Source organism: Brevibacillus borstelensis (assembly GCF_037834415.1).
In the GTDB taxonomy this organism is placed as follows: Bacteria; Bacillota; Bacilli; order Brevibacillales; family Brevibacillaceae; genus Brevibacillus; species Brevibacillus borstelensis_A.
Map to the genome: position 1 here is coordinate 1 of NZ_JAUMSJ010000034.1, position 25,397 is coordinate 25,397.

22 protein-coding genes are annotated in these 25,397 nt (G+C 53.9%); 19 read left to right on the top strand and 3 right to left on the bottom strand.

The annotated features are described in order from the left end of the window. Positions 1-135: 135 nt before the first annotated feature. The 6 genes from ytxC to rplT all read left to right on the top strand — a co-directional run bounded on the left by ytxC (position 136) and on the right by rplT (position 6,273). Positions 136-1,053, top strand: a complete 918-nt coding sequence (gene ytxC, locus Q3F21_RS21025) for a sporulation protein YtxC (protein ID WP_340257448.1) — start codon at positions 136-138, stop codon at positions 1,051-1,053. A 352-nt stretch (positions 1,054-1,405) separates the two neighbouring features. After that, positions 1,406-3,325 (top strand): threonine--tRNA ligase, encoded by a 1,920-nt coding sequence (thrS, locus tag Q3F21_RS21030; protein ID WP_340257450.1) that lies wholly within the window; start codon positions 1,406-1,408, stop codon positions 3,323-3,325. A 400-nt stretch (positions 3,326-3,725) separates the two neighbouring features. Next, positions 3,726-4,745: a GTP 3',8-cyclase MoaA gene (moaA, locus tag Q3F21_RS21035; RefSeq protein ID WP_340257451.1), complete on the top strand. Its 1,020-nt coding sequence runs from the start codon at positions 3,726-3,728 to the stop codon at positions 4,743-4,745. 227 nt (positions 4,746-4,972) lie between these two features. Beyond that, positions 4,973-5,509: a translation initiation factor IF-3 gene (gene infC / locus Q3F21_RS21040; RefSeq protein WP_340257452.1), complete on the top strand. Its 537-nt coding sequence runs from the start codon at positions 4,973-4,975 to the stop codon at positions 5,507-5,509. Positions 5,510-5,563: 54 nt separating this feature from the next. Beyond that, complete coding sequence (rpmI, locus tag Q3F21_RS21045) at positions 5,564-5,761, top strand: 50S ribosomal protein L35 (protein ID WP_340257453.1); 198 nt, start codon at positions 5,564-5,566, stop codon at positions 5,759-5,761. Between the two features lie 152 nt (positions 5,762-5,913). Next, positions 5,914-6,273: a 50S ribosomal protein L20 gene (rplT, locus tag Q3F21_RS21050; RefSeq protein ID WP_340257454.1), complete on the top strand. Its 360-nt coding sequence runs from the start codon at positions 5,914-5,916 to the stop codon at positions 6,271-6,273. 182 nt (positions 6,274-6,455) lie between these two features. On the opposite strand, the gene Q3F21_RS21055 is transcribed toward rplT, so the two are convergent. Beyond that, entirely contained in the window at positions 6,456-7,502 is a 1,047-nt protein-coding gene (locus Q3F21_RS21055) for a hypothetical protein (RefSeq protein ID WP_340257456.1), read from the bottom strand. A gap of 320 nt (positions 7,503-7,822) precedes the next feature. On the opposite strand from Q3F21_RS21055, the gene Q3F21_RS21060 reads away from it, so the two are divergent. The 9 genes from Q3F21_RS21060 to Q3F21_RS21100 all read left to right on the top strand — a co-directional run bounded on the left by Q3F21_RS21060 (position 7,823) and on the right by Q3F21_RS21100 (position 18,641). Beyond that, positions 7,823-8,074: a hypothetical protein gene (locus Q3F21_RS21060; RefSeq protein WP_340257458.1), complete on the top strand. Its 252-nt coding sequence runs from the start codon at positions 7,823-7,825 to the stop codon at positions 8,072-8,074. A gap of 159 nt (positions 8,075-8,233) precedes the next feature. Then, a complete protein-coding gene (locus Q3F21_RS21065; protein ID WP_340257460.1) occupies positions 8,234-8,935 on the top strand; it encodes a phosphoadenylyl-sulfate reductase in 702 nt (233 codons plus the stop codon). 19 nt (positions 8,936-8,954) lie between these two features. Continuing rightward, the gene (gene sat / locus Q3F21_RS21070) at positions 8,955-10,121 is read left to right on the top strand and encodes a sulfate adenylyltransferase (protein ID WP_340257462.1); all 1,167 of its coding nucleotides are present in this window, start codon (positions 8,955-8,957) and stop codon (positions 10,119-10,121) included. 697 nt (positions 10,122-10,818) lie between these two features. Beyond that, entirely contained in the window at positions 10,819-12,555 is a 1,737-nt protein-coding gene (gene ilvB / locus Q3F21_RS21075) for a biosynthetic-type acetolactate synthase large subunit (protein WP_340257464.1), read from the top strand. After that, positions 12,556-13,056, top strand: coding sequence for an acetolactate synthase small subunit (gene ilvN, locus Q3F21_RS21080; RefSeq protein WP_340257467.1), 501 nt, complete (start codon positions 12,556-12,558; stop codon positions 13,054-13,056). Positions 13,057-13,111: 55 nt separating this feature from the next. Next, on the top strand, positions 13,112-14,101 hold the full coding sequence (gene ilvC, locus Q3F21_RS21085) for a ketol-acid reductoisomerase (RefSeq protein ID WP_003387810.1): 990 nt from the start codon (positions 13,112-13,114) through the stop codon (positions 14,099-14,101). Positions 14,102-14,139: 38 nt separating this feature from the next. Then, a complete protein-coding gene (locus Q3F21_RS21090; RefSeq protein ID WP_340257469.1) occupies positions 14,140-15,675 on the top strand; it encodes a 2-isopropylmalate synthase in 1,536 nt (511 codons plus the stop codon). Between the two features lie 195 nt (positions 15,676-15,870). Further along, positions 15,871-16,965 (top strand): 3-isopropylmalate dehydrogenase, encoded by a 1,095-nt coding sequence (gene leuB / locus Q3F21_RS21095; protein WP_340257471.1) that lies wholly within the window; start codon positions 15,871-15,873, stop codon positions 16,963-16,965. Between the two features lie 275 nt (positions 16,966-17,240). Continuing rightward, entirely contained in the window at positions 17,241-18,641 is a 1,401-nt protein-coding gene (locus Q3F21_RS21100) for a sodium:solute symporter family protein (RefSeq protein ID WP_340257473.1), read from the top strand. A gap of 21 nt (positions 18,642-18,662) precedes the next feature. On the opposite strand, the gene Q3F21_RS21105 is transcribed toward Q3F21_RS21100, so the two are convergent. Both Q3F21_RS21105 and Q3F21_RS21110 read right to left on the bottom strand, forming a co-directional pair. Further along, the gene (locus Q3F21_RS21105) at positions 18,663-20,009 is read right to left on the bottom strand and encodes a TrkH family potassium uptake protein (RefSeq protein WP_340257475.1); all 1,347 of its coding nucleotides are present in this window, start codon (positions 20,007-20,009) and stop codon (positions 18,663-18,665) included. A gap of 113 nt (positions 20,010-20,122) precedes the next feature. Beyond that, a complete protein-coding gene (locus Q3F21_RS21110; RefSeq protein WP_340257477.1) occupies positions 20,123-21,562 on the bottom strand; it encodes a PLP-dependent aminotransferase family protein in 1,440 nt (479 codons plus the stop codon). A gap of 212 nt (positions 21,563-21,774) precedes the next feature. Between Q3F21_RS21110 and Q3F21_RS21115 the strand changes: the two genes are divergently transcribed. From Q3F21_RS21115 to Q3F21_RS21130, 4 genes are all read left to right on the top strand, one after another. After that, the gene (locus Q3F21_RS21115) at positions 21,775-22,287 is read left to right on the top strand and encodes a molybdenum cofactor synthesis domain-containing protein (RefSeq protein WP_340257479.1); all 513 of its coding nucleotides are present in this window, start codon (positions 21,775-21,777) and stop codon (positions 22,285-22,287) included. A 118-nt stretch (positions 22,288-22,405) separates the two neighbouring features. Next, a complete protein-coding gene (locus Q3F21_RS21120; RefSeq protein ID WP_340257481.1) occupies positions 22,406-24,187 on the top strand; it encodes a B12-binding domain-containing radical SAM protein in 1,782 nt (593 codons plus the stop codon). Between the two features lie 179 nt (positions 24,188-24,366). Next, positions 24,367-24,984, top strand: coding sequence for a DedA family protein (locus tag Q3F21_RS21125; protein ID WP_340257483.1), 618 nt, complete (start codon positions 24,367-24,369; stop codon positions 24,982-24,984). A gap of 2 nt (positions 24,985-24,986) precedes the next feature. Continuing rightward, the gene (locus tag Q3F21_RS21130; RefSeq protein WP_340257484.1) at positions 24,987-25,346 is read left to right on the top strand and encodes a DUF1294 domain-containing protein; all 360 of its coding nucleotides are present in this window, start codon (positions 24,987-24,989) and stop codon (positions 25,344-25,346) included. Positions 25,347-25,397: the final 51 nt, after the last annotated feature.

Consider the following 25,397-nt stretch of genomic DNA (forward strand, 5'->3'; position numbering starts at 1 on the left):
TTCTTGCTGTCCTTGCTGTCAGGCTCCAATCTTGCTTGCGATGTGCAACCTTCCCTCTGTTTCCATCCGTTTAAAAGTATATCGCCCCATGCGGGACATATACTGTAACTACATTGCGGATTGGGGAGATGGACAATGCAAACGTACGCCTTATATTTTGAAAACGTCCCGGCGCATTGTGATGCTTTTCGCTCGATCGTCGACGAGATGAAAGAACGGGTCAACACCGATCCGGTGCGCATTACATATGAGGAACGCGACCAGGGCGATTTCAGGATGTTTCGCTTTCAGAGCTGGTGCATGGAAGAATACGATGCGGAGACTATAGAATGGGCACGTGCATTTATCTCGCTGGCCGTAGCGGAGTGGGTGATTCGAGTCAAGGAACCGGAGGTTATGGAAGAAATAGCCGGCGACCTGATCGAATCCGAGCAGCTGGAAGAAGAGTGGCCTTACGTCATTCCGTTCGTCCAGCGGCTTTTTGCAGAATCGGAAGAAGAGGCGGATCTGCTTCAGGCGACGACCCGGAAAGCGAGGATATACCGGAAAGTGCGGGACTATCTTGAGGACGAGCGCGAAATAAATGTACTCGGCTTTGTCCGGTTCCGCCTTCAGGAGCATTGGAATGAGCTGTTTGAGCTGGTTGAGACAGGTCTCGACGACTATCTCGAAGACAGACAGTATCAAGAGTTCGTGGACCTGCTGCGTTATTTCATCGCCGATCAGGAAGCCAAACAGGAAGTGGTTCACGTTGTTCCTAGTGTGGACAAACCCTTTCATCTCTATGACAAACACGGGGATCGAATTTGGCTGGACCAGCTGGACGCGGTCATGTTTGCGGATGGGCAAAAGTGCCGCGATGAAGATTATTTGGTCAGCGCTCTGGTGACGATTGCGCCGGAACGCATCGTGTTTCACATGGCGCAGGACAGGCCGGCACTGACCCAAACGGTTCGCAGCATCTTCGAAAACCGGCTGATCACCTGCCATTCCTGCTCATTATGCTTGTCCGGAAGACGCGTACTTGACGTAAACAAACCAACTCCTTTATAATACGAAAAACAACCATACACGGAAAATACAATGAGAAGGACATGGACGATACCCATGTTGCTCCAGAGAGGCGGGACAAGGCTGGAAGCCCGCTGCGTACACGTATCGATCTACCCCCTTCGAGTAGCCGCCGGGAAAGAGCGCTTCGCTCACAGTATCGGCGAGCCGGTTCAAACCGTTACGTTTTCGAGAGGTCTGTATTCCGACCTGTTTCGGCCAGTCGTTTGGCTGAGCATGTCTTGCAGGCCAGTAGGGTGGTACCGCGGGTTACAAGCACTCGTCCCTTCAGGGATGGGTGTTTTTTTATTTTCCCCAAAAGCAAAAAAACGGATGGAGAAAGGAAGTATGGATCGTGGCACAAATCAACATTACATTCCCTGACGGCGCTGTTCGTCCGTACCCAGCAGGTGTCACTGTCGAAGACATCGCTGGTTCGATCAGCTCCAGCTTGAAGAAAAAGGCGGTTGCCGGCAAAGTGAACGGCAAAGTAGTCGATCTCTATACGCCGATCGAGGAAGACGCGGCAGTCGAAATCGTTACGCTCGATTCTGCAGACGGCGTGGAAGTGTATCGCCACAGTACCGCCCACTTGCTCGCTCAGGCGATTAAACGCCTGTACGGCAAAGATGTAAAGCTGGGCATCGGTCCGGTTATCGAAGACGGTTTTTATTACGATATGGATATTCCGGTCGCGCTCACCCCGGATGACCTGCCCAAAATCGAAGCGGAAATGGAAAAAATCATCAAGGAAGACCTGCCGATCCGCCGCAAAGAGGTCAGCCGCGACGAAGCGGTCGCGATTTTCCAAAAAATCAACGATCATTTGAAGCTGGAGCTGATCCGCGACCTCCCGGAGGACGCTGCGATCACGATCTACGAGCAAGGCGAATTCTTCGACCTGTGCCGAGGGCCGCACTTGCCGTCCACCGGTTTCATCAAAGCGTTCAAGCTGATGAGCGTGGCAGGGGCGTACTGGCGAGGAAATTCGGATAACCAGGTTCTCCAGCGCGTATACGGCACCGCTTGGCCGAAAAAGGCGGAGCTGGATGAGTACCTGCACTTTATCGAAGAGGCGAAAAAACGCGACCACCGCAAGCTGGGCAAGGAATTAGAGCTATTCATGTTCTCCGAGGAAGCGCCGGGCATGCCGTTTTATTTGCCAAACGGCTTCACTGTCCGCAACGAGCTGGAGCAATTCTCCCGCCGTATGCAGCAGCTGGCCCACTACACAGAAGTGCGCTCTCCGTTTATTATGAACCAGCGCCTCTGGCTGCAGTCGGGCCACTGGGATCACTACCATGAGAATATGTACTTCTCCGAGGTGGACAACACGACCTACGCATTGAAGCCGATGAACTGTCCCGGCCACATGCTGATCTATAAAAACAAGATGCACTCCTACCGCGATCTGCCGATTCGCTATTCCGAATTCGGCCAGGTACACCGCCACGAGTATTCCGGCGCCCTGAACGGGATGCTGCGGGTGAGGACCTTCTGTCAGGACGATGCCCACGTGTTTGTGCGGCCGGACCAGATCGAGGGCGAAATCAAGAGCATGATCCGGTTGATCGACTCGATCTACAAAGTGTTTGGCTTTGAGTACAGCGTGGCGCTTTCCACTCGTCCGGAGGACTCGATGGGTTCCGACGAGCTGTGGGAGCTTGCCGAAACATCCTTGAAAAACGTGCTGGAAGAAGCGGGAATGCCATATGAAATCAAGGAAGGAGACGGCGCTTTCTACGGACCGAAGATCGACTTCCAGATTACGGACGCGCTGAAGCGCCGCCATCAGTGCGGTACAATCCAGCTCGACTTCCAGATGCCGGAGAAGTTTGACCTGTCGTACGTAGGCCAAGACAACGAGAAGCATCGCCCCGTTGTTCTGCACCGTGCCATGTACGGATCGATGGAGCGTTTCATCGGCATCCTGATCGAGCACTATGCCGGTGCATTCCCGGTCTGGCTCGCTCCGGTTCAGGTGCGCCTGATGACGATCAACGAAGTGCATGTCGAATACGCGCAAAAGGTCAAGGAAAAAATGGAGCAAGCCGGCATTCGCGTCGAGCTAGATTCGCGCAACGAAAAAATCGGCTACAAGATCCGCGAGGCACAGGTGCAAAAAGTGCCGTACATGCTGGTCATCGGTGAAAACGAAGTGGCCCAGGGGACACTTTCCGTCCGCAAACGCGGCGTAGGCGATGAGGGCGGCATGAGCGTGGATGCCTTCCTTGACAAGATTAAAGAAGAGATTGCCGAGATGAAGCAGGCGTAACGGATCGAGAAGCGACCGGTACAGGTAGGGCACCAAAGAAATACAGCCAAAATCACGATGCAAAAAGGGTGTTGTCCGTGATAACGGGACAGCACCCTTTCTTTTGCAGCAAATGCCGGAGGTCATCTGAGCTGCTTTTTTGGTCAGCGGATTTGGATGATTCACACTTCGCCAATCGGGAATGGTTTGCCCGTTTGCGCATTCGCCAGTATGATGGAATGACAGAGACCAGGCGTCAAAAGAGGAAAAGGGACTCTGGCTGCGTTTTCCTCTGCTATTTTACTGAAGTTGCGCGTTTGGGGGCTACAATTGCCGCACTGGAGGCGGTATCATACATTATATCGTCCCATCTGTCCCCCAAAAAGAAGGGGTAACGATGGCGAAGGGGGAGTGGTCAGCGATGGAACAGCAAGTCTTTGATTCACGTAAACGTCCTCTCCGTGACTTGCGCATATCTGTGACAGACAAATGTAATTTTCGCTGCCAATATTGCATGCCTGCTGAAATTTTTGGCCCGGATTACCCGTTCTTGCCGCAGCACAAGCTGCTTACGTTTGAGGAATTGACACGGTTGACCTCCATTTTCACTTCGCTTGGCGTGGAGAAAATCCGCATTACCGGCGGAGAGCCGCTGATGCGCAGGGACCTGCCGAAGCTGATCAGGATGATTCGCGGAGTAGACGGAGTGAAGGATATTGCGATGACCACCAACGGCTCGCTTTTGGCCAAGCACGCCCAGGAACTGAAGCGGGCTGGACTGGACAGGGTGACGGTGAGTCTGGACAGTCTCGATGATGAGCGTTTTGCAAAGTTAAACGGCCGGGGCTACTGTGTGGAACAGATTCTCGAAGGGATCGAAGCTGCGGCTGAGGCGGGGCTTGGCGTGAAGATCAATATGGTCGTGCAGCGCGGAGTCAACGACCAGGACATTCTGCCGATGGCCCGGTATTTTCGCGAAAAAAACCTCATCCTGCGCTTTATCGAGTTTATGGACGTCGGCAACAGCAACGGCTGGAGATTGGATCAGGTCGTTCCCTCCAGCGAGATTGTCAGCATGATTCACAGAGAAATGCCGCTGGAGGCGGCTGATCCCAACTACTACGGAGAAGTCGCATCGAGATACAGGCATGTGGGCGGGGAAGGGGAGATCGGTTTGATCTCTTCTGTCACCCAGGCGTTTTGCTCGACCTGCACGAGAGCCCGCCTGTCCGCGGAGGGGAAAATGTACAACTGTCTGTTCGCTTCCTCCGGCGAGGATTTGCGCGAGCCGCTGCGAGAAGGGAAGAGCGACGAGGAAATCCGGGAAATGATCAGCTCGATCTGGCTCCGCCGGGACGACCGCTATTCCGAAGAGCGGCTCAAAAATACGCCGGGCATCGCCAAACGGTCAAAGGTAGAGATGTCGCACATCGGCGGATAGCGAAAACGAAGTGCCCCTTGACAAGGGGAGCTTCACCCAGTATGATTATAGGAGTATAAACACTTATACCTTCGAGAAAAAGCAGGGGCGCCCAGCTTCTCACCTGGTTCGACGTCGCCTTGACTGTTGACAGGTCACTCGCAAAGCAATCTGTGAATCTGTTGTATTTGCTAGGTGAGATATGTGCGGGCGCGTTAGCGTTCGCACATTTTTGTTCCTTCTCGAAAATGACGGAGGTGGCAAGTATTAGCAAGGATCAACTGTTAGTGAACGAAGCGATTCGCGCCCGTGAAGTCCGTTTGATTGGATCGGACGGGAGCCAGTTGGGAGTCGTGCCCATCAGAGAAGCGCTGCGTATCGCGCAGGAAGCTGATCTCGATCTGGTGAACGTAGCTCCGACAGCCAAGCCGCCGGTATGCCGTATCATGGACTACGGCAAGTTCAAGTACGAACAGGCAAAGAAGGAAAAGGAAGCCCGTCGCAACCAGAAGATCATCGAGTTGAAAGAAGTGCGTTTCTCTTCCAACATCGAGGAACACGATTTTCAAACGAAGCTTCGCAACGTCCGCAAGTTTTTGGAAGAACAGCACAAGGTTAAGTGCTCGATTCGCTTCCGTGGACGTGAAATCACTCACTCCGAGATCGGACAGCAAGTCCTGGAACGTGTCGCCACCCTTTGTGAAGACCTTGCAGCTCCAGAGCGCAAGCCTAAAATTGAAGGGCGCAGCATGATCATGATTTTGGCGCCGAAAGCGGAAAAGTAAAAGCGGAGGCCACGCCGCCTCGAAACAGCAGTTTAGGACAGGAGGATTACCACCATGCCGAAAATGAAAACTCATAAAGGCGCTTCCAAGCGTTTCAAAAAGACTGGTTCCGGCCAACTGAAGCGCGATCACGCTTACACCAGCCACTTGTTTGCCAACAAATCCACCAAAGCGAAGCGCCACCTGCGCAAAGGCGCTCTGGTGTCCAAAGGCGACCAAAAACGCATCGAACAGCTGATTACTTACCTGTAAGCCGTATTATTGAACAACAAACACTACGATCAGCATGTGCTCCCTAAGCGCCTTGCAGAGGCTGGGTAAAAGCCAGTCAGTTGTCGTGACTGGACCTGCTCCGGCCACTCGTCATTAAGGCCGCCGTGCTGGAAGATCAGGAGGAATTTAGTATGCCAAGAGTAAAAGGTGGCATTGTATCACGCCGTCGTCATAAGAAAATCCTGAAGCTGGCGAAAGGATACTTCGGTTCCAAGCATCGCCTGTTTAAATCCGCGAACGCACAAGTAATGAAATCTCTGATGTACGCGTATCGCGACCGCCGTCAGAAAAAACGTGATTTCCGCAAACTGTGGATCACTCGTATCAACGCGCAAGCTCGCATGAACGGACTGTCCTACAGCCGTCTGATGCATGGCTTGAAAGTGGCTGGCGTTGAAGTAAACCGCAAAATGCTTGCCGACCTGGCTGTGAATGACAAGCTGGCATTCAACGAGTTGGCAACAGTTGCAAAAAGCAAACTGAACGCGTAAGAAACGAGCAAGACGAAAACCGGTCGTCCCTTCGGGGAATGACCGGTTTTTTATTTCGCTCCTGTCAACAAATAAGTCCTCTGCGCATCGATTCCGCTACCGCCTGGGAGCGGTTATGCGCCTTGAGCTTCCGCACGGCGGATTTGATGGAATCCTGGACCGACTGGAGGCCTGCATAACGGCTATTGGGTAATTTTGATTTTCATCTCCAGGATATTGATCGTCTTATCCCCCTTGTCTTTTACCTTGACCAGCTCACCTTTCAGCTCTTCGCCTCTTGTCCCATAGGCTTCTTTCAGAGTCGGCCACATCAACTCTTCAGGCTCATATTGTATCAGAAAATAATACTCTTTCACCTTTTTGGGATGAGGGATCTGCAGAGTAAACGATCCATCGGGCTTGACTTGCGCAGAATCCGTGTAACCGTAATGCGTGTGCCCGGGAATATCGACATTGGCCTTGACTGCTGCGCCTTCCAACAGGTTGCTTTTAACTGAGACATAGAGATATTTTTCGTCTTTGGTCACAGTCGGTTTGAACCAAACTGTCGGGTCGCCGTAATCGGAAGGTTTATCCCACTTCGGAGTCTCAAAAGCGACGGTCGTTTTGAGCGGAGCATCAGGGGCTACATGGGCATAAGCAGCTGCGAAGTATGCGATCTCGGCAGAATTGCTGTACTGATAGACATAGGAGCCAGTCAGTTTCTGACCGTTTTTTCCGTAGACCTCCTGAAGACGTTCGCTTTGATCGTACGGGTCAAATGAAAGCTTCACATCCATCGTATTCTTGACATCCGGCTTTTTTACGGTCAGCTCAAAGCTGCCATCCCCGTTTATCTCTGTCGTAGCCTTGTACCCCCACATGTTATACCCCTTTGAGGTAACCTCCGACTCCAGGATGGCCCCTGGCATCAGATTGCTGGTCCCCTTGATGACGAGATCCTTCTCTTCGACCGTAACATTCCCCTCCAGACGCACTTCCGTCTCGCTCTGATCGGCAGGCGCGTCTTCAGACGGTTGTCCAACCACTTCAAATGGGACGGCTTCCCCGGGAGTTTTATTTGCTTCAGATGAGGGCGTATCGGACGAATTCTGGGCAGACGTATCCGATGGAGCCTCCTCGGTTTTTTGAGCGGCCTTATCGTCAACCGGCTTGGCGCTTTGCGAACAAGCGGCGAGAGCGGCAATCAAGAGAAGGGCCGAGAGCCATAGGCCGATACCTTTTTTCATGAATGATCCTCCTGCATAAAAAGTCAGAACAACAGCATCGTACCATTTTTTTCTTCCTTGTAAACAAAATTGGCAAAAAATGAGAAGTTGGACTGGTGCTATGGTCTTGGAAAGGATTGTCTGCGCGATTCTCCTCTGATCTCGTGTTTCTGCTGTTCGAAACACGGAGCAGAGCGAGGCAAGCCGATCAGTCTCGAAACCTGCCGACGCATCCGTCTCCGGGAGGAAATAAAACCCATCCTCCGTCCGTTTCTTGCCTCCTTGCAGGTGCGTTACGATAAGAGCGTGAAAGAAAATCTTGGATAGGAGTGTTACAACAGATGAAAAAAACGAAATGGATGATGATGGGTCTTCTAGCTGTAGCGAGCTCGGCGATGCTGACGACGGGAGCCTTTGCCAAGGAGAGCGAAAATGACGGAGTCTATGTGGCACCGCCCGCTCCGTTCCTGGGGAAAAGCTCGGCAACTGTCGACAGCCAGCCGGCTTCGCAATGGACAACGCCAGCCGCAACGCCAGCCACAATGCCTGTGTACAGCTTCTTTGCTCCCTATGAAAAGGAAGACTCCAAGTGAAAGAAAAAGCGGCGCCTGGATAAAGAAAATCCGGCGTCGCTTTTTGCTGTCCGGGGGAAATCGCTGACACCGGGCAATTGTTAAGCGGGACGAATATCCACCTGCCGGCTTCCCTCATATGATGGGAGGGTAAGCCTAGCAGGAAGGGAGAGCAACCGCATGACCCATTACCGCAGGTTTTCGGATGAGGAGCTGAATGGGACGGCGTACCGTCTGGAAACCAAGCAACCCCAGGATGTGATCGCATGGGGTATCGAGCATTTTGGGACAAAAATTGCCCTGGCATCTAGCTTCGGTGCTGAAGACGTCGTTTTGATCGACATGCTCAGCAAGCTGGCGCCGCGCACGCCAGTTTTTTACCTCGACACAGGCAAACACTTTCCGGAAACGCTGGCGACGAAAGACCGCTTGCAAGAACGTTACGGCATCACGTTCATTCGAGTGCTTCCGGCACTCACCCTGGAGGAACAAGCGGAAAAATACGGCGACAAACTGTGGGAAGCGGAACCGAATCTCTGCTGCAAGCTGAGAAAGGTAGAGCCGCTCGGCGAAATTCTTTCCACATATAACGCATGGATGACCGGAATTCGACGGGAACAGGCCCCCACACGGGCAAACACGAAAAAAGTGGAGTGGGATGAAAAATTTCAGTTGGTCAAGCTGAACCCGTTGGCAGACTGGACGCAGGAAGACGTCTGGGCGTACATTCGATCCCACGACGTCGTCTACAACCCGCTGCACGATCGCAACTATCCAAGCATTGGATGCAGCGTGTGCACCCGTCCTGTCAAGCCGGGAGAGGACCCCCGTGCGGGAAGGTGGAGCGGATTTTCCAAAACAGAATGCGGTCTGCATAAATAAGCGACAGGAGATGAGGATGATGACACAGGGCAATCTGCCCCACGGTGGTCTCTTGATCAATCGACTCGTATCGCCAGAGGACAGGGTAAAGGAGAGCAGAAGCCGCAAAGTCATAACGGTAGATCGTTGGTCCCTGTCCGATATCGATTGCATGGCCATCGGTGCGTTTTCGCCGCTCACCGGATTTCTTGAAGAAGCCGATTACGAGTCGGTCGTCGAATCGATGCGTCTGCAGAACGGCACGGTCTGGTCGATTCCCATTACGCTTGCCGTGGATGAGTGGGCGGCGGGCGATATCCGGATAGGAGACGAGGTGCTGCTCGCAGGGGAGGACGGTACGGTTTACGCGGTACTTACTGTAAAGAGCAAATACAAGCCCGATAAAAAGCGGGAAGCGCTGCATGTGTTTCGCACCAGCGACCTGGAGCATCCCGGGGTGAAAAAGCTGTTTGAAAAGCCTGATCTGTATATCGGCGGCCCGATCGACGTCCTGAAAAGACCGGTTCCCGTTCTGTTTGCCGATACGTACTACACGCCGGCGGAGACGAGGGAAGCATTCAGGGAAAAGGGCTGGAAGACCGTCGTCGGGTTTCAGACGCGAAATCCGGTACACCGGGCGCATGAATACATCCAAAAGATCGCTTTGGAAATCGTGGATGGCTTGTTTCTGAATCCGCTGATGGGCGAAACGAAGGCTGACGATGTTCCGGCTGTCGTCCGGATGGAAAGCTACAAGGTCCTGCTGCAGCATTACTATCCGCAAGACAGGGTGCTATTGGCCTCTTTTCCGGCGGCGATGAGGTATGCAGGCCCGAGAGAGGCGGTGTTCCATGCGCTGGTCCGAAAAAATTACGGCTGCACCCATTTTATCGTTGGGCGGGACCATGCCGGCGTAGGAGATTATTACGGGACCTACGATGCGCAGCACATTTTCTCGGAGTTTTTGCCGGAAGAGCTGGGGATCCAACTGCTGTTTTTTGAACACAGCTTCTACTGCAAGGCCTGCCAGGGCATGGCGACGGCCAAGACCTGCCCGCACGGCAGTGACCAGCATGTGACGCTGTCCGGCACGAAGGTAAGGGAGCTGCTACGCAACGGGGTGATGCCTCCGTCCGAATTTTCCAGGCCCGAGGTAGCGACTGTGCTCATCAGGGGAATGGCGGAGAAAAACGGATTGAAAGCGTAACCCAAGCGCGTGTTGAAAGTCCGGGAAAAAGCCCGGGCTTTTTTGCATGGTCGCGTTTCTTGTGTGCGATTCTCCATTATTTGTCAGGGAGTGCAACGAAAGAATCGGACTTTTAGGGAGGGAGTTGGGCAATCGGGACCACCTCACGAGCAAAAATTTTTAAACAGCCCGTGAATCCGCTTACATGAAAAAACCGCACGGTGAAGCCATTTTTGACTGAACATTCGTTCGGACAAAAGTCCGGCAAAATGTTTTTTATCTCGTTGACACCCCCTGGGCACGTGGCTATAATCAGACATAACACTTTATTTTCAGACAACAATGAAATATTGAAAATATTGATTGAAACCGGCTATGACAAGGATGGTGCCTGCCACTTCTTTTACAGAGAGCCCAGGATGATGAGAACTGGGCAAAGAACGCAGCGCATTGCTCGCCTTCGAGCCGCCTTACTGAAAGTTGCTTCCGCCAAAGCTGCTAGTAGGTAGGGCCGTTTGACACCCGTTACCGTGTCGCAGTCTTCAATCGACTGGCTGAGATCGGCTGACCGTGAGGCGCCGATGAAGTTGGGTGGTACCGCGAACCCTTTCGCCCCAAACAGACATGGCATGCAAAACCGTGTCGGGGCGAAAGGGTTTTTCTATTAGCCAATAGGTTTTTTCAATACATGAAGAGACCGTGGGAGGAGGAGAGAAACATGAGTGTACAAACCGCCGAATTACAAGGGAAGAACGGCATGCCGCCGGTCAAGTTTGGCGAGGAGGTGACAGGGGCGGAGACGCTTCTGCGCAGCCTGATCCTGGAGCAAGTGGAGTACATTTTCGGCTATCCGGGCGGTGCGGTCTTGCCGATTTACGATTCTTTGTACGGCAGCTATTTCAAGCACATCCTGACCCGCCACGAGCAAGGCGCGATTCACGCAGCCGACGGTTATGCGCGGGCGACCGGGAAGCCGGGCGTGGTGATCGCCACATCCGGGCCTGGGGCTACCAACCTCGTTACCGGAATTGCCACGGCCCAGATGGACTCCGTTCCGCTCGTTTGCATCACAGGCAACGTCGCCCAGCAGCTGATCGGCACGGATGCGTTCCAGGAAGCCAACATTACGGGCATTACCATCCCGATCACCAAGCACAGCTACTTTGTGCGTGACGTCCGCGACATTCCGCGAGTCGTCAAAGAAGCGTTCCATATCGCAACGACAGGGCGCCCGGGGCCAGTCCTGATCGACATTCCGAAAGACGTCAGCAATGCCAAGGCGCCGTTCTTCTATCCGGAAAAGGTAGAAATTCGCGGTTACCAAGCCGAGGTCGTGCCAAGCGACGAGGATGTCGAGGCTTTCGTTCAGGCGGTTTCAAAATCGAAGCGGCCCGTAATCATGGCGGGTGGCGGGATCATTTCCGCCGGAGCCGATCAGGAGCTGCTCGCTTTCGCCGAAGCGGCGCGGATACCGGTCATCAACACCTTTATGGGGTTGGGCGGCTTTCCCGGGGTTCACGAGCTGTCGCTGGGAATGCCGGGTATGCACGGCTCCTACACAGCCAACCAGGCGCTGCTCAACGCTGACTGTGTCATCGGCCTGGGGGCCCGCTTTGACGACCGGATCACGATGGGGCGGACGAAGGAATTTGCTCCGAAAGCCCGCATCGTCCACGTGGACATCGATCCGGCGGAGCTGGGCAAAAACGTCTCCACAGCCGTCAAGGTGACCGGAGATGTGAAGAGCACGCTGCAAAAGGCGCTGCCGCTCATCTCCCGGTGCGACTCCGAAGAGTGGATCGCGCAGCTGCACAAATGGCAGGAAGAAAAGCCGTACAGCTACAAAAAGGATGGGCAGGTCTTGAAGCCGCAAGCGGTGATTGAGCTGTTGTACCGCTCCACGAATGGAGAGGCGATCGTCACGACAGACGTCGGTCAGCACCAGATGTGGACAGCGCAGTACTACAAGTTCAAGCATACACGCTCCTTTATTTCCTCGGGCGGCCTCGGCACGATGGGCTTTGGCTTCCCGGCAGCGGTCGGCGCGCAGATCGCACATCCTGAGCGCACGGTAATCGCAGTAGTAGGGGATGGCGGATTCCAGATGACCAACCAGGAGCTGGCGATTCTCGTTCAGTATCGCGTACCGGTCAAGGTAGCCATCATCAACAACCAGTGCCTCGGCATGGTGCGCCAGTGGCAGGAGCTGTTCTACGACAACCGCTACAGCCAGATCGACCTGACCTGCAGCCCGGACTTTGTCAAATTGGCAGAGGCTTACGGAGTAAAGGGCTTGCGGGCATCGACACCGGAAGAGGCGGAAGCTGTCTGGGCCGAAGCTCTCCAGCATGACGGTCCGGTCGTTGTGGATTTCCGCGTCGCACAGGAAGAAAACGTCTATCCGATGGTTGCCGCCGGAAACACATTAGATCAAATGGTATTGGGGGACGACTAGATGCAGCGACATACGATTGCCGTACTCGTCAACGACCAACCGGGCGTGCTGACGCGTGTCGCCAATCTGTTTGGCCAGCGCGGCTTCAATATCGACAGCATCACTGTCGGTGGAAGCGAAGAGGCGGGGCTGTCCCGGATGATCATCACCACCGGGGGAGACGAACAAAAAATCGATCAATTAATGAAACAGCTCTATAAATTGATTGATGTGATCCATGTTACGAACCTCAGCGAAAACAGTTTTGTATCAAGGGAACTGGCACTGATCAAGGTAAGTGCCAACCCGAGCCAACTGGCCGAATTGAACGGAATTGTCGAGCCGTTCCGGGCCGCAATCGTCGATGTGGGTCCAAATTCGCTGATCGTCCAGGTAACAGGCGATACAGAAAAAATCGACGCCTTGCTCGTTCTTTTGCAAACCTACGGTATCATTGAGCTGACGCGTACCGGTTCCATGGCGATGGCACGCAGTGTTGTGCCTGCACCGGCCAACGTATAAACCAGCATATTCAGAATAATGATAACAACTAAACTTTTTCAGGGAGGCTATACACATGGTAACTATGTATTATGAAGCAGACGTAAACAAAGAGGCACTGAGAGGAAAAACGGTCGCAATCATCGGATACGGCAGCCAAGGCCATGCGCAAGCACAAAACCTGCGCGACAGCGGTTATAAAGTCATTGTCGGTCTTCGTGAAGGAAAATCCTGGGATCAGGCGGCAAAAGACGGCTTTGAGGTCGTATCGGTAGCGGAAGCGGCCAGCCGTGCAGATGTCGTGCAAATTCTCATGCCGGATGAGCGTCAGGCGCAAGTATACCGCGACGAGATCGCAGGCAATCTGAAAGCGGGCGCGACGCTTTGCTTCTCCCACGGGTTTAACATCCACTTTGGACAAATCGTGCCGCCGGCAGACGTTGACGTGATCATGGTTGCTCCAAAGAGCCCGGGCCATCTCGTGCGCCGCGTGTATCAAGAAGGCTTCGGCGTTCCAGGTCTGATCGCGGTATACCAGGATGCTTCCGGCAAAGCGAAGGAAACGGCTCTGGCGTATGCAAGCGGCATCGGCTGCACCCGGGCGGGCGTCATCGAAACGTCCTTCCGAGAAGAGACCGAAACCGACCTGTTCGGTGAGCAGGCTGTTCTGTGCGGTGGCGTGAGCGAGCTGGTAAAAGCGGGCTTCGACACGCTGGTAGAGGCTGGATACGAGCCGGAAATCGCCTACTTCGAATGTCTGCACGAGCTGAAGCTGATCGTTGACCTGATGTACGAAGGCGGTCTCGCCCGCATGCGCTACTCCATCAGTGATACAGCTGAGTATGGTGACTACAGCACGGGCCGTCGCATCATCACGGACGAAACTCGCAAAGAGATGAAAAAAGTGCTTGCTGAAATTCAAGACGGCACATTCGCCCGCAACTGGATCTTGGAAAACCAGGCGAACCGCCCAGGCTTCAACGCTCGCCGCCGTCTGGAAGCAGAACACGGCATCGAGCAAGTGGGAGCGAAGCTGCGCGGCATGATGTCCTGGCTGAACAAATAAGAAAGGCAACAGAACAACTTTGTGGAGGTGGAAAGTTCATGCGGACCATTGAGATTTTTGATACAACACTGCGCGACGGGGAGCAGTCTCCGGGCGTCAACATCAGCACGAACGAGAAGGTGGAGATCGCCCTACAACTGGAGAAGCTGGGCGTTACGAGAATGGAAGCGGGTTTTGCCGCTGCCTCCCCGGGCGACCAAAAGTCCGTGGCCGAAGTGGCAAAGCGCGTGAAAAATTCCACGATCGTCAGCCTGGCCCGCGCGGTCAAGGGCGACATGGATAAGGCATACGAAGCGCTGCGCCATGCGCAAAACGCCTGCCTCCACGTCTTTTTGGCGACATCGCCGATTCACCGCGAGCACAAGCTGCGCATGTCCAAGGAGCAGGTGCTTCAGAAAGCGGTGGAAGCTGTCACATACGCCAAGAATTACTTTACGGAAGTGCAGTTCTCCGCCGAGGATGCTGCCCGCACCGAGATCGATTTTCTGGCCGAAGTGGTAGAAGCCGTGATCAAAGCAGGGGCGACTACAGTCAACATCCCGGATACAGTCGGTTACATGACACCGTACCAGTACGGAAACATATTCCGCGAGTTGCACCAGCGCGTTCCCGGAATCGAGGGAATCCGCCTCAGCTGTCACTGCCATGACGATTTGGGCATGGCGGTGGCAAACAGCCTCGCCGCGGTAGAAGCGGGCGCCACACAGGTGGAAGGAACCATCAACGGAATCGGCGAGCGCGCCGGCAACGCAGCGTTGGAGGAAGTGGCTCTGGCCCTTGAGACACGCAAGGATTTCTACGAGGCGACGACAAGGCTGAATCTGAAGGAGATTGCCCGCACCAGCCAGCTGGTCAGCCGGTTGACAGGCATGATCGTCCCCGGCAACAAGGCGGTCGTGGGAGCGAATGCGTTTGCCCATGAATCGGGTATTCACCAGGACGGCGTGCTGAAAGAGGCGACCACCTACGAGATTATTCGTCCCGAGTCCGTCGGCTTCAAATCCAACAAGCTGGTGCTGGGCAAACACTCCGGCCGCCACGCTTTCAAGGAAAAGCTGGTGGAGCTTGGATACCATCTGGAGCAGGAAGAAATCGACGCGGCTTTTTCCTCCTTCAAGGAATTGTGCGACAAGAAAAAAGAGATCAGCGACGATGACATCCTCGCGCTGGTGGACGCAAAAATGGTTCGGGGAACGGAAATGTACCGCCTCGAGTCCGTTCAGCTCTCCTACGGCAACCTTTCTGTACCGACAGCCAGCGTAAGGCTCGTGCGGGCAGATGGGTCGACAAGCGAGGAAGCTGCGTGCGGCAACGGTTCCGTCGATTCCATTTACAAGGCGATCGACCGGGCGACGGGAGAAGAGGTCAGCCTGGTTGATTACAAAATTCTCTCGGTCACACAAGGTCAGGATGCGCTCGGCGAGGTGTATGTCCGCTTGCAGCAAGGCGATCTCACGGTAACCGGCCGCGGTGTGAGCACCGACGTCCTGGAAGCGAGCGCCATCGCTTACGTGCGGGCAATCAACAAGATTTTGGAGCGTCGCGGAGAGGTCCTGGTGGCGGCAACCAGCTAAACGTATTGATGGATGGGCAAGAAGGATAGAGTGGAAGAAACCGAAGCGTACGGCAAAGTGGCAATCCTTGATGGAGCCGGATCGAGGCCGGAAACCCGATCGGCTCCATGAAACCGTATATAATAGAAGAGAAAAAACGTGGAAGAGATCAACCATACTTGCATGAGACGATACTGAAAGAAAAGCGGGATGAAGATGAAAAAAAACTATCGCATCGCAGTCCTGCCCGGAGATGGAATCGGACCGGAAATCATGGAGGAAGCGGTTAAGGTTCTCTCTTTGGTGGCAGAACGTGAAGGAGTTACCTTTGAATACAAATACGGACGAATCGGCGGTATCGCTATCGACACAGACGGGACGCCGCTGCCTGCAGAAACCATCGCCATCGCGAAAGAAGCGGATGCGGTAATGCTGGGTGCCGTGGGCGGTCCGAAATGGGATCAAAATCCCGGCCATCTTCGTCCGGAAGCGGGGCTTCTCGGCATTCGCAAAGAACTGGGCTTGTTCGCCAACATCCGTCCGGCGACCATGCATTCCTCGATGGTAGAAGCGTCCTCGCTGAAACCGGAGGTCGTATCCGGCGTCGATCTGATCGTCGTGCGAGAGCTGACAGGCGGTATTTACTTCGGAGAGAAAAAGCGCTACGACGGACCGAATGGCGAGGTCGCGGAAGATCAATGCATCTATCACGAGGCAGAGGTCGAGCGGATTGTCCGCGTCGCGTTTGACGTGGCCCGCAAGCGCCAAAAACGACTGGTCTCGGTCGACAAGGCAAATGTTCTCGAAAGCTCCCGCCTCTGGCGGAAGGTGACGGAACGCGTAGCGGCCGATTATCCAGACGTCGAGCTTTCCCATATGCTGGTCGACGCGTGCGCGATGCAGCTGGTTCGCGCTCCCAAACAATTCGATGTCATTGTGACGGAGAACATGTTCGGGGATATTTTGAGCGATCAGGCGGCAATGCTGACTGGCTCAATCGGGATGCTGGCCTCGGCAAGCCTGGCAGAGGGAAGCTTTGGCCTGTACGAACCGGTTCACGGCTCGGCGCCTGACATCGCTGGACAGGGAATCGCCAATCCGCTGGCAACGATCTTGTCTGCTGCGATGATGCTCCGCCTCTCTCTTGGAATGGACGAAGCGGCAGATGCAGTGGAGCGTGCAGTCTGGTCCGTACTGGAAGCGGGACACCGTACTGGTGACATTGCGGCAGACAAAAGCAAGGCGATCGGAACAAAAGAAATGGGCCGACTGGTGTGCGAAGCGCTTTCCGGCACCGCCATATCCCAATAAAAAAACAAATGTGACCCTGTTTGCAAAGGCCCTTGTGCCGATAGCAGACAGGGTCATATTCTTATCCCCGGACTTGAAATTCAAAGTTAATCTTCCCTGTTCCTTGTCTATTTTTCATTGTTCCTTCCTCCTATGCCTGTACCCAGACAATCAAACAACATTGTAACTATACTTATTCTTGTAATATACTAAAGTCATTAACGTAATGTTTCGACAGTTAATCGCCGCTTGTACAAACAGCGAGCAAATAAGCAGCATGGGAAAGGAAGAACATCGTGTCCTCGATCGGTTTTCTGCTCAGTTTTCTTGCAGTATTGATGTGTACAGTCGCAGCAGGTGTCGTGGCGAAGCGGTCTGTACGCCGCAGCAGCGATTTTAGCAATGCGGGGAGCTCATTGTCAGCCGGAATGGTGGCTGGCGCTCTTGTAGGGGGATTCGTGGGCGGCACTTCCATCGTCGGGACGGGAGAGCTTGCCTTCCAGTATGGCCTGGCCTCTGTCTGGTTCACGCTGGGAGGCGGGTTTGCCGTCATGCTGCTGGGGATTTGCGCCAACCGCTTTATCCGGATGAGAGTGGAGACGCTGCCGGAGCTGGTCGGTGGGCTATACGGTTCCCGCTCGCAGCTGGGAGCCAGCTTGTTTTTATCCTTGGGCATGTTTATTCAGGTGATTGCACAATTGCTGGCTGCGCTTCCGTTCGTCTCTGTTTTTTGGCGAGGGCCACTGGCTGTCATGGCGTTGATACCGGCCTTTTTAATCTTCGCTTATGTGCTGGCTGGCGGCTTTATGGGGGCCAGTATTGTCGGAACGTTAAAAACGGCGATGCTGATTGTGCTGCTCGTCGGCACAGGTGTCTGGCTGTGGGGGCACGTGGACCCAGACAGCTACATTCGCTGGTGGGACGAAGGACGCTTTACCCTGACTGTGCCGGAAGCGGGAATCGGCTGGGCGCAGGGGGCAGCCATGATCGTCGGCATCTTTTCAACGCAGGCCTATATTCAGCCGATTTTTGCCAGCCGCAGTGCCGCAGAGGCGCGGACAGGCGCTTTGACAGCCGGAGCTGTCATTATGTTGATCGGTCTGGTGAGCGCCTGGATCGGGATGTATATGCATGACGTCCATCCGCAGCTCGCCCCTCGGGAGGCTGTCCCTCAGTTTTTCCTGATCCACTCCCCTGCATGGCTAGCGGGTACGGCATATGCGGTGATCCTGCTTTCGGTGGTGATGACGGGCGCAGCCTTGACTCTCAGCATTGCGACGATTCTCAATCGCGACGTGATCCAGAAATATTCAGCACGCTTTCGCTCAGACGATAAAAATCTCGCCCTATCGCGAGTATTGATCATCGCCGTCATTTTGGTTGCCTATGCATTTGTCTGTCTGGACGAGCAAGCGCTCATCCTTCACTGGGCCTTCCTGGCGATGACGCTCAGAGGCGTGACTGTATTTTTTCCCGTGCTCTTCTTCTTGCTCCAACTAAAGCCGGTGCATGAGCGCTGGGGAGTGGCCGCGATCTGGGGAGCGCCAATATTCGCTCTGCTCTGGAGCTGGCTGCTGATGCCTGCGACCGGCATCGATCCGCTCTATGTGAGCGGTGCTTGGAGTCTTGCTTTGCTGCTTGCCGGCTATTTTTGGGCTCGAAAAACGACAACCCCGTCCATTCGGCCATTGAGCTGAAAGACGGGGCTGTTCTGTTATTTATCCGATCATGATTTTTCCTTTTGGATAGCGATAGTATTCCTTTTGCTTGCGTTGGGCGAGCGCAAAGGCGATGGTGAGTGGTCCCAACCTGCCCGCAAACATTGTCAAGATGATCAGGAGCTTGCCGATCGGGGTCAGCATCGGGGTGAGTCCCATCGAGAGCCCCGTTGTGGCAAAAGCAGAGGTTACTTCAAACAAGATCATCTGAAATTCGGCTCCCGGCTCGGTAATGGACAGGACCATCGTCACGACCACCACGACAAGCATTCCGATGACGGTTACGGTCAGCGATTTGTAGATGACATGGGGAAGCAGTCTCTGGCGGAAGAAAATGACGTCTTCCTTCCCTTTGATCTGGGCGATGACGGCGCCGATCAGCGTGGCGAAGGTCGTGGTCTTGATTCCGCCCCCGGTGGAGCCGGGAGAAGCCCCGATAAACATCAGCAGGATGATGAGAAGCAGCGAGGACTGCCTCATGTCGCCAATGCTCAGTGTGTTGGAGCCTGCTGTACGAGCGGTGACGGACTGGTACAGGGAGCCGAACACTTTTCCCAATGGAGAAAGCGGCTGAAGCGTCTTCGAATTGGTGTATTCCAGCATAAAAATCAGACCGGTTCCGATCAGGATCAGGGCGGCTGTCGTATACAAAACCACTTTTGTGTGAAGCGACAAGCGCCTCGTCCGGCGGTATTCGAACACTTCACTGACGACGATAAAGCCGATCCCGCCCAGAATGATCAGCGAACAGATGACCAGGTTCACCACTGGGTCTGCCACATAGCGCGTCATGCTGGAAAACTCGCCCATAAGGTCGAAGCCGGCATTGTTAAAATTGGAGATGGCATGAAAAAATCCGTAGTAAAAAGCCTTTCCGACAGGCATCTCAAAAGAAAAGCGCAGGGCGAGCAGCAGTCCGCCGATAACCTCGGCCACTGCCGTAAAGATAATGATCAGCTTTGCCAGCCGGACGATTCCTTCAATCGAGACCTGATTCAAGGATTCTTGCAGCAGCAGGCGTTCCCGCAACGAAATGCGCTTGCGCATGAGCAGAGCAAAAAAAGTGGCGATCGTCATGAAGCCAAGTCCGCCAACCTGGATCAAGGTCAAGATCACGAGCTGCCCAAACAGAGTGAATGTCGTGCCGGTATCCACGACGACCAATCCGGTGACACATGTCGCGGACGTAGCCGTGAACAAGGCATCCAGCCAGGAAAGCCCCAACCCGTCAACCGTTGCGACAGGCAGCGTCAGCAGGAAGGCACCCAGCATGATGATAAGGGCGAAACCCAGGACGAGGGTCTTTGGCGGATCAAGGTGCAGCTTCTCTACAATTTTTCGTATCATTCGCGATCATCCTCGGTTCTCTCCGTTTGATTGGGCAGAAGGCTTTTGCTTAGTATGTCATGAGCCACTGTAAGTATAATGGACGGAAAGCGAATGGTGAAGACTGATTTTTACTAACGAAGGAGCACCGCTCCCAGGCGGTGCAGCCAATAAGACAGCTCCCGCTTGTCCAGAGGAGACAACGGAAAGCGAACGGCTGGACGGCGGATCAGCCCTTCCGGTTCATCGGGCAGGCGAAACGATTGTCCTCCCGTCAGTTCAAGCCCCTCTTCGCGCAGGAGAGTGATCACCCGATTTTCCTGTTCGGCGGCGCGGGTACCGGGGGAGCCCCACTCTATCCATGTATTGAGCCCGCCCTTTATCGGCAGCAGACGGGCATGTGCGGGAAGGGCCTGCTGCTGCTCCTGAAGCAGGCATTGCCATCTGGCGAAAAAAAGCGAGCGTCTTTCAGCCAGATAGACCTCGGAAAACCACGGATCATTCAATAAGGAAACGACTGCTTCCAAAATAAGCAAGGACGGTTCGGCTCCTGTCAGAGAAACGAGCTGACGCAGGCGTTCCCGCTCTTTTTCCGGGAGCTGTTTGGGCAGGAGCAGAGCCCCCAGTTGAAGGTCGCGGCCGAGTGTTTTGGAAAAGGAGTGAAACGTATAGACCGGGACCGCATGCCCTGTTTCCAGCCCAAGCTGGCAAAGGGTGCGGCTTGGCTTGCGAAACCACAGGTCGCCGTGGTGGTCGTTTTCAAGCAGCTTCACGCCGTTTCTTTCCGCCCACTCCAGCACGTACTGTTTTCGCTTGCGAGAATAGCTGATTCCGGTAGGAAAATGGTGATGCGGATTGATCAGCAGCCATCCGGGAGCTCCCAAGCTCGTTGCCGCTTCCAAAGCCTCCGGATCAATCCCTTCACGGTCAAGTGGCATGGCTTTCACAGTGATGCCGCTATGTTTCAGCATGGCAGAAAATACGGGGTAATGGTATTCTTCGACAAAGACGATTTCCGCTTTCTTTATAAGCTGCTGTGCCATAAAGGTGAAAGCGCTGGTGCTGCGGTTAAACAACAGCAGCCGTTCGGGTGAGGCAGGTACCCCCCGTCTGTTCAAATGAGCGCTATAGGCGTCTGCAGCTTCCATTCTGCGGTTTTTCTTCCGGCCCGCCTGCTCAGTCAAGACATGTACACTATCCGCAAAGGCCGAGCGGAGGCGGCGCAACAGGTCGTCACCGGGCGGGGGCGTAGAATCAGCCAGTGAGTAGAGCGGAATGTCGGACAGGGGAAGATAGTCGCTGCGGCGCAGCTGTCTGGCTTTTGCGGTGAGGAAATACCCTTTTCCGTGCCGGGCTTCCACCCATTCGTGCCGGGCCAGCAGATCGTACGCTTTTTTCACGGTTTCCAAGGAACAGCCGGTGATCGCCTTCATCTCGCGAAGCGAAACAAGCTGGTCCCCCTGGAGCAAGGCACCGTGCAAAATGGCTGTTTGCAGCTGTTCAAACAGTTGGACATTGAGCGGCGTTTTCGAATGCTTGTGAAAGTGAAAGGAAAAGAAAGGATGATTCGGCATTTGGGGACCCACCTCGATGCAGGACAAATTCGAACTGCTATCGCTTCATTATAAAACAATCCGGAGTAAGCAGGGGGATGAAACATTTCATCGGATCGGTGGAGCAAGTGACTGGATAGGCTTGCCGTGAAAATGGTATCATGGCTTCATAGAAAAGTCAGGAGAGAAACGGTCCAGGCTGAATGGACTGTTTTCAGAGAGGATGAAAACAGTTGAGCACGAAGGAACACAAGGAACATGCTCCGAAACAGGTTGCATGCATGGTCATCACCGTTTCGGATACGAGGACGGAGGAGACTGACAAGAGCGGCCAACTGATGATGGAACTGTTGCGGGAAGGCGGTCATGTGACCCTGCGCTATCGCATCGTCAAAGACGAGCCTGCAGAGGTGATCGCAGCTATCGAAGAAGGAGTGGCCGATCCCAAGGTACAAGCGCTTTTGCTGAACGGAGGAACGGGCATTTCCCCTCGCGACAATACATTCGAAGCCGTTGCGGGTCTTTTGGACAAGGAGCTTCCGGGATTCGGCGAGCTGTTTCGCATGTTGAGCTACACGGAGGACATCGGTTCGGCAGCCATGCTCAGCAGAGCGGTCGCGGGTGTCAAACAGGGGAAGGCCATTTTTTCCACGCCTGGCTCTACAGGGGCTGTGCGTTTGGCGATGAACCGATTGATCGTGCCGGAGCTTGGACATGTCATACGGGAGTTGACCAAAAAAGGGTGAGACCAGTATCTGCATTTGCTGCCGGGCATGGCTTGTGATACTGTTACAGAAGGCAAAACGTGCCTGTCCCCTGTGTGAAAGACAGGGCGAGATTTGTCCAAGAGGAGTACACGTACAGATGAAAATTTTGTTAAGCACACTAAATGCGAAGTTCATACACTCTTCACTGGCCTTGCGTTATCTTCGCAGCTATACAAAGCCGGTGTTTCCCGATATTGAATTGGCCGAATTCACGATTAACGATGTAACGCTGAATGTCGTCGGAGACATCTACAAGCGGCAGCCGGACATTGCCGCTTTTTCCTGTTACATCTGGAATATACGCGAGACGATCGATGTGATCGCCAACCTGAAAAAAATCCGTCCCGACCTGCCTATTATCGTTGGAGGCCCGGAGGTAAGCTATGATGCGGACCAGTGGCTCAAGCAGCATCCGGAGTTCGACGTGATTGTGCTGGGAGAAGGAGAACAGACCTTTCTTGAATTGATGCAAGCCTATGATGAGTCGTTTCGGACAGGAGAGCCTCCTCGCCTGAAGGAAGTCGCGGGCATCGCCTATCGCGAGGGTGAGCATGTGAGATTCAGCGCGCCGCGGGCACAGATCGAGAACCTGGATACGATTCCGTCTCCCTATGAAGAGGATCTGGACGAGTTGAACAACCGGGTTGTCTATTTCGAGGCGTCGCGCGGCTGCCCGTTCAAGTGCCAGTACTGTCTGTCCTCCATCGAAGACGGCGTGCGTTATTTCGGGCTTGAACGAGTGAAGGCCGATCTGTCGAGACTCATTTCGCACGGAGTCAAGACGATCAAATTCGTTGACCGGACGTTTAACATCAACAAGAAGTACGCGCTGGAAATCTTTCAGTTCCTGATTGACAATCACAACGGGACCGTGTTTCAGTTTGAGATCACGGCAGATATTCTGCGGGCCGACGTTCTTGATTTCCTGATCGAAAATGCGCCACCGGGCATTTTCCGTTTTGAAATCGGCGTACAGTCGACCAACGACGAAACGAACCGTCTGGTACAGCGGATCCAGCGCTTTGATCGCCTTGCCAGCACGGTGACCAAAATCAAGAACTCCAAAAAAATCGACCAGCATCTCGATTTGATTGCAGGTCTGCCCGAAGAGGATTACCATTCGTTCCGGAAGACGTTCAACGATGTGTTCGCGCTCCGGCCCGAAGAACTGCAGCTCGGATTTTTGAAGATGCTCAGGGGGACAGGCGTCAGAGCGCGGGCAGCCAACCACGGCTACATTTACATGGACCAGGCTCCCTACGAAATTCTTGGCAACAATGTGCTTTCCTTTGGCGACATGCAGCGGATCAAGCGCGCAGAGGATATTCTGGAGAAGTACTGGAATGCGCATCGGATGGACAACACGCTGGAATGGCTCGTGACCCGCACCTTTGAAACGCCGTTTGATTTCTTTCAGGAATTCGGAGATTTTTGGGAAGAGCAAGGGTGGAGCCGCATCGGCCATCAGCTGGAGGATCTGTTCCTTCGCTTGCGCCTGTTTCTGGAGAGCCGCGGATCGCAGCAGATGGAGCACATTCTCAGCCTGATGAAATACGATTACCTCCGCAACCAAAAGCATCGTCCGCGCAAGCTCTGGTGGGATGACATTCTCGAAAAATCCGATCTGCAAGCGCTGCATCAGGTCGTCGCGGAGAAGCGTGGGCAGCTGCGCGAGGACTTCGCCCGCCATGCAGCAACGGATAAGGAATATTTCAAGCACACCCTGCCTGCTCTCGTTTCCTTCGACGTGGAGAAGTGGGAGGAGTCGGGAGAGCTTGTGGAAGGCCCGTACGTTATGGTTGTGTATTATCCCTATCAGGAAGGTCAGGATAACTCCTATACGGTGGTCAAACGTGACGAGCTTTTGTCCGTACGGTAAATCATTTTCTGGTCAATCGATGTTTTGCCTTGATAAAAGCCTTGTCCGGATTGCAAAATAGTACAAGTAACTTTTTTGGTTCTGCATCCGTATAGGTAAAAGGGATATGAAATTGGAAAAAGCGCCGGCGGCCCGAATGAAACAGAGCCAAGCGGCGAGGATAGGGGATTTTTTGCGCCATGGAAATCAACCTGTTGATGTCGATAATCGAGCAATACGGCTATATTGCCATCTTCTTTTTGCTCTGGCTGGGGATCGTCGGATTGCCCATACCGGATGAATTGGTGGTGGCCACGGGGGGATTTCTGGCTTCGATTAAACTGCTGGACCCGGTCTACGCTTTTTTGGCTGGGTACATCGGGGTAGCTTCAGGATTGACGATCGGATTTTTGCTCGGAAAGTTCTTTGGCAAACCGATCCTGAGGTGGTTGTCCAAAAGTGAAAAGATGCGGCATACGGTCCAGCGCTCCACTGCCTTGCTGGAGAAGTATGGCACGCTCGCGCTGTGCTTCAGCTATCTGTTTCCAGTTGTTCGGCACATCGTTCCTTACATCGTTGCGATGAGCGGGATGACCTTCCGCCGCTATGCGATTCTGTCCTACCCGATCGGCTTAATCTGGACGGCAGTATTCTATGCCATCGGCTACGTATTTGGAAGCAATGTGGAAGGGATTGTCACACTAATCCGCTCCTACGGGATATACGGGCTTCTGGTGCTGGCGGCTTTGTTCGCGGTAGGTCTCTTCATTCGCCGGTTTGTTCTTGCCAACCGCGCTTTTCGGGCAAAAGGAGAGTAGAAATGAACAACCAGCGTCATTTGAAAACGTATAAAACGATTCGCAATGTCCTGCTTCTCTGTGCCTGGATATTGATCGGGTATGGCTGGTGGAGCGGGCAGCAGCTGTGGCTGTACGCAGGTACCGCTCTTGTGAATATATACGCGCTGATTATGATGGCGAAAGATAAACGGTGGGCAAAGCAGGGAAAGCTTCGCATTCCGGAGTCTGGACTTCTGCTCGTAGCCGCGCTGGGAGGGGCGGCAGGTACTTGGGCGGGAATGATCTTTTTCCGTCACAAGACCAAGCACCTTTCCTTTACTATTCCTGTTCCGATTTTTTTCATCATTCAGATGTATTTGCTTTTCATAGCGATTCGATAGCGAAAGCATCCTGAAATGGTCCGCCTTGATTTGAAGGCGGGCTTTTTTGTA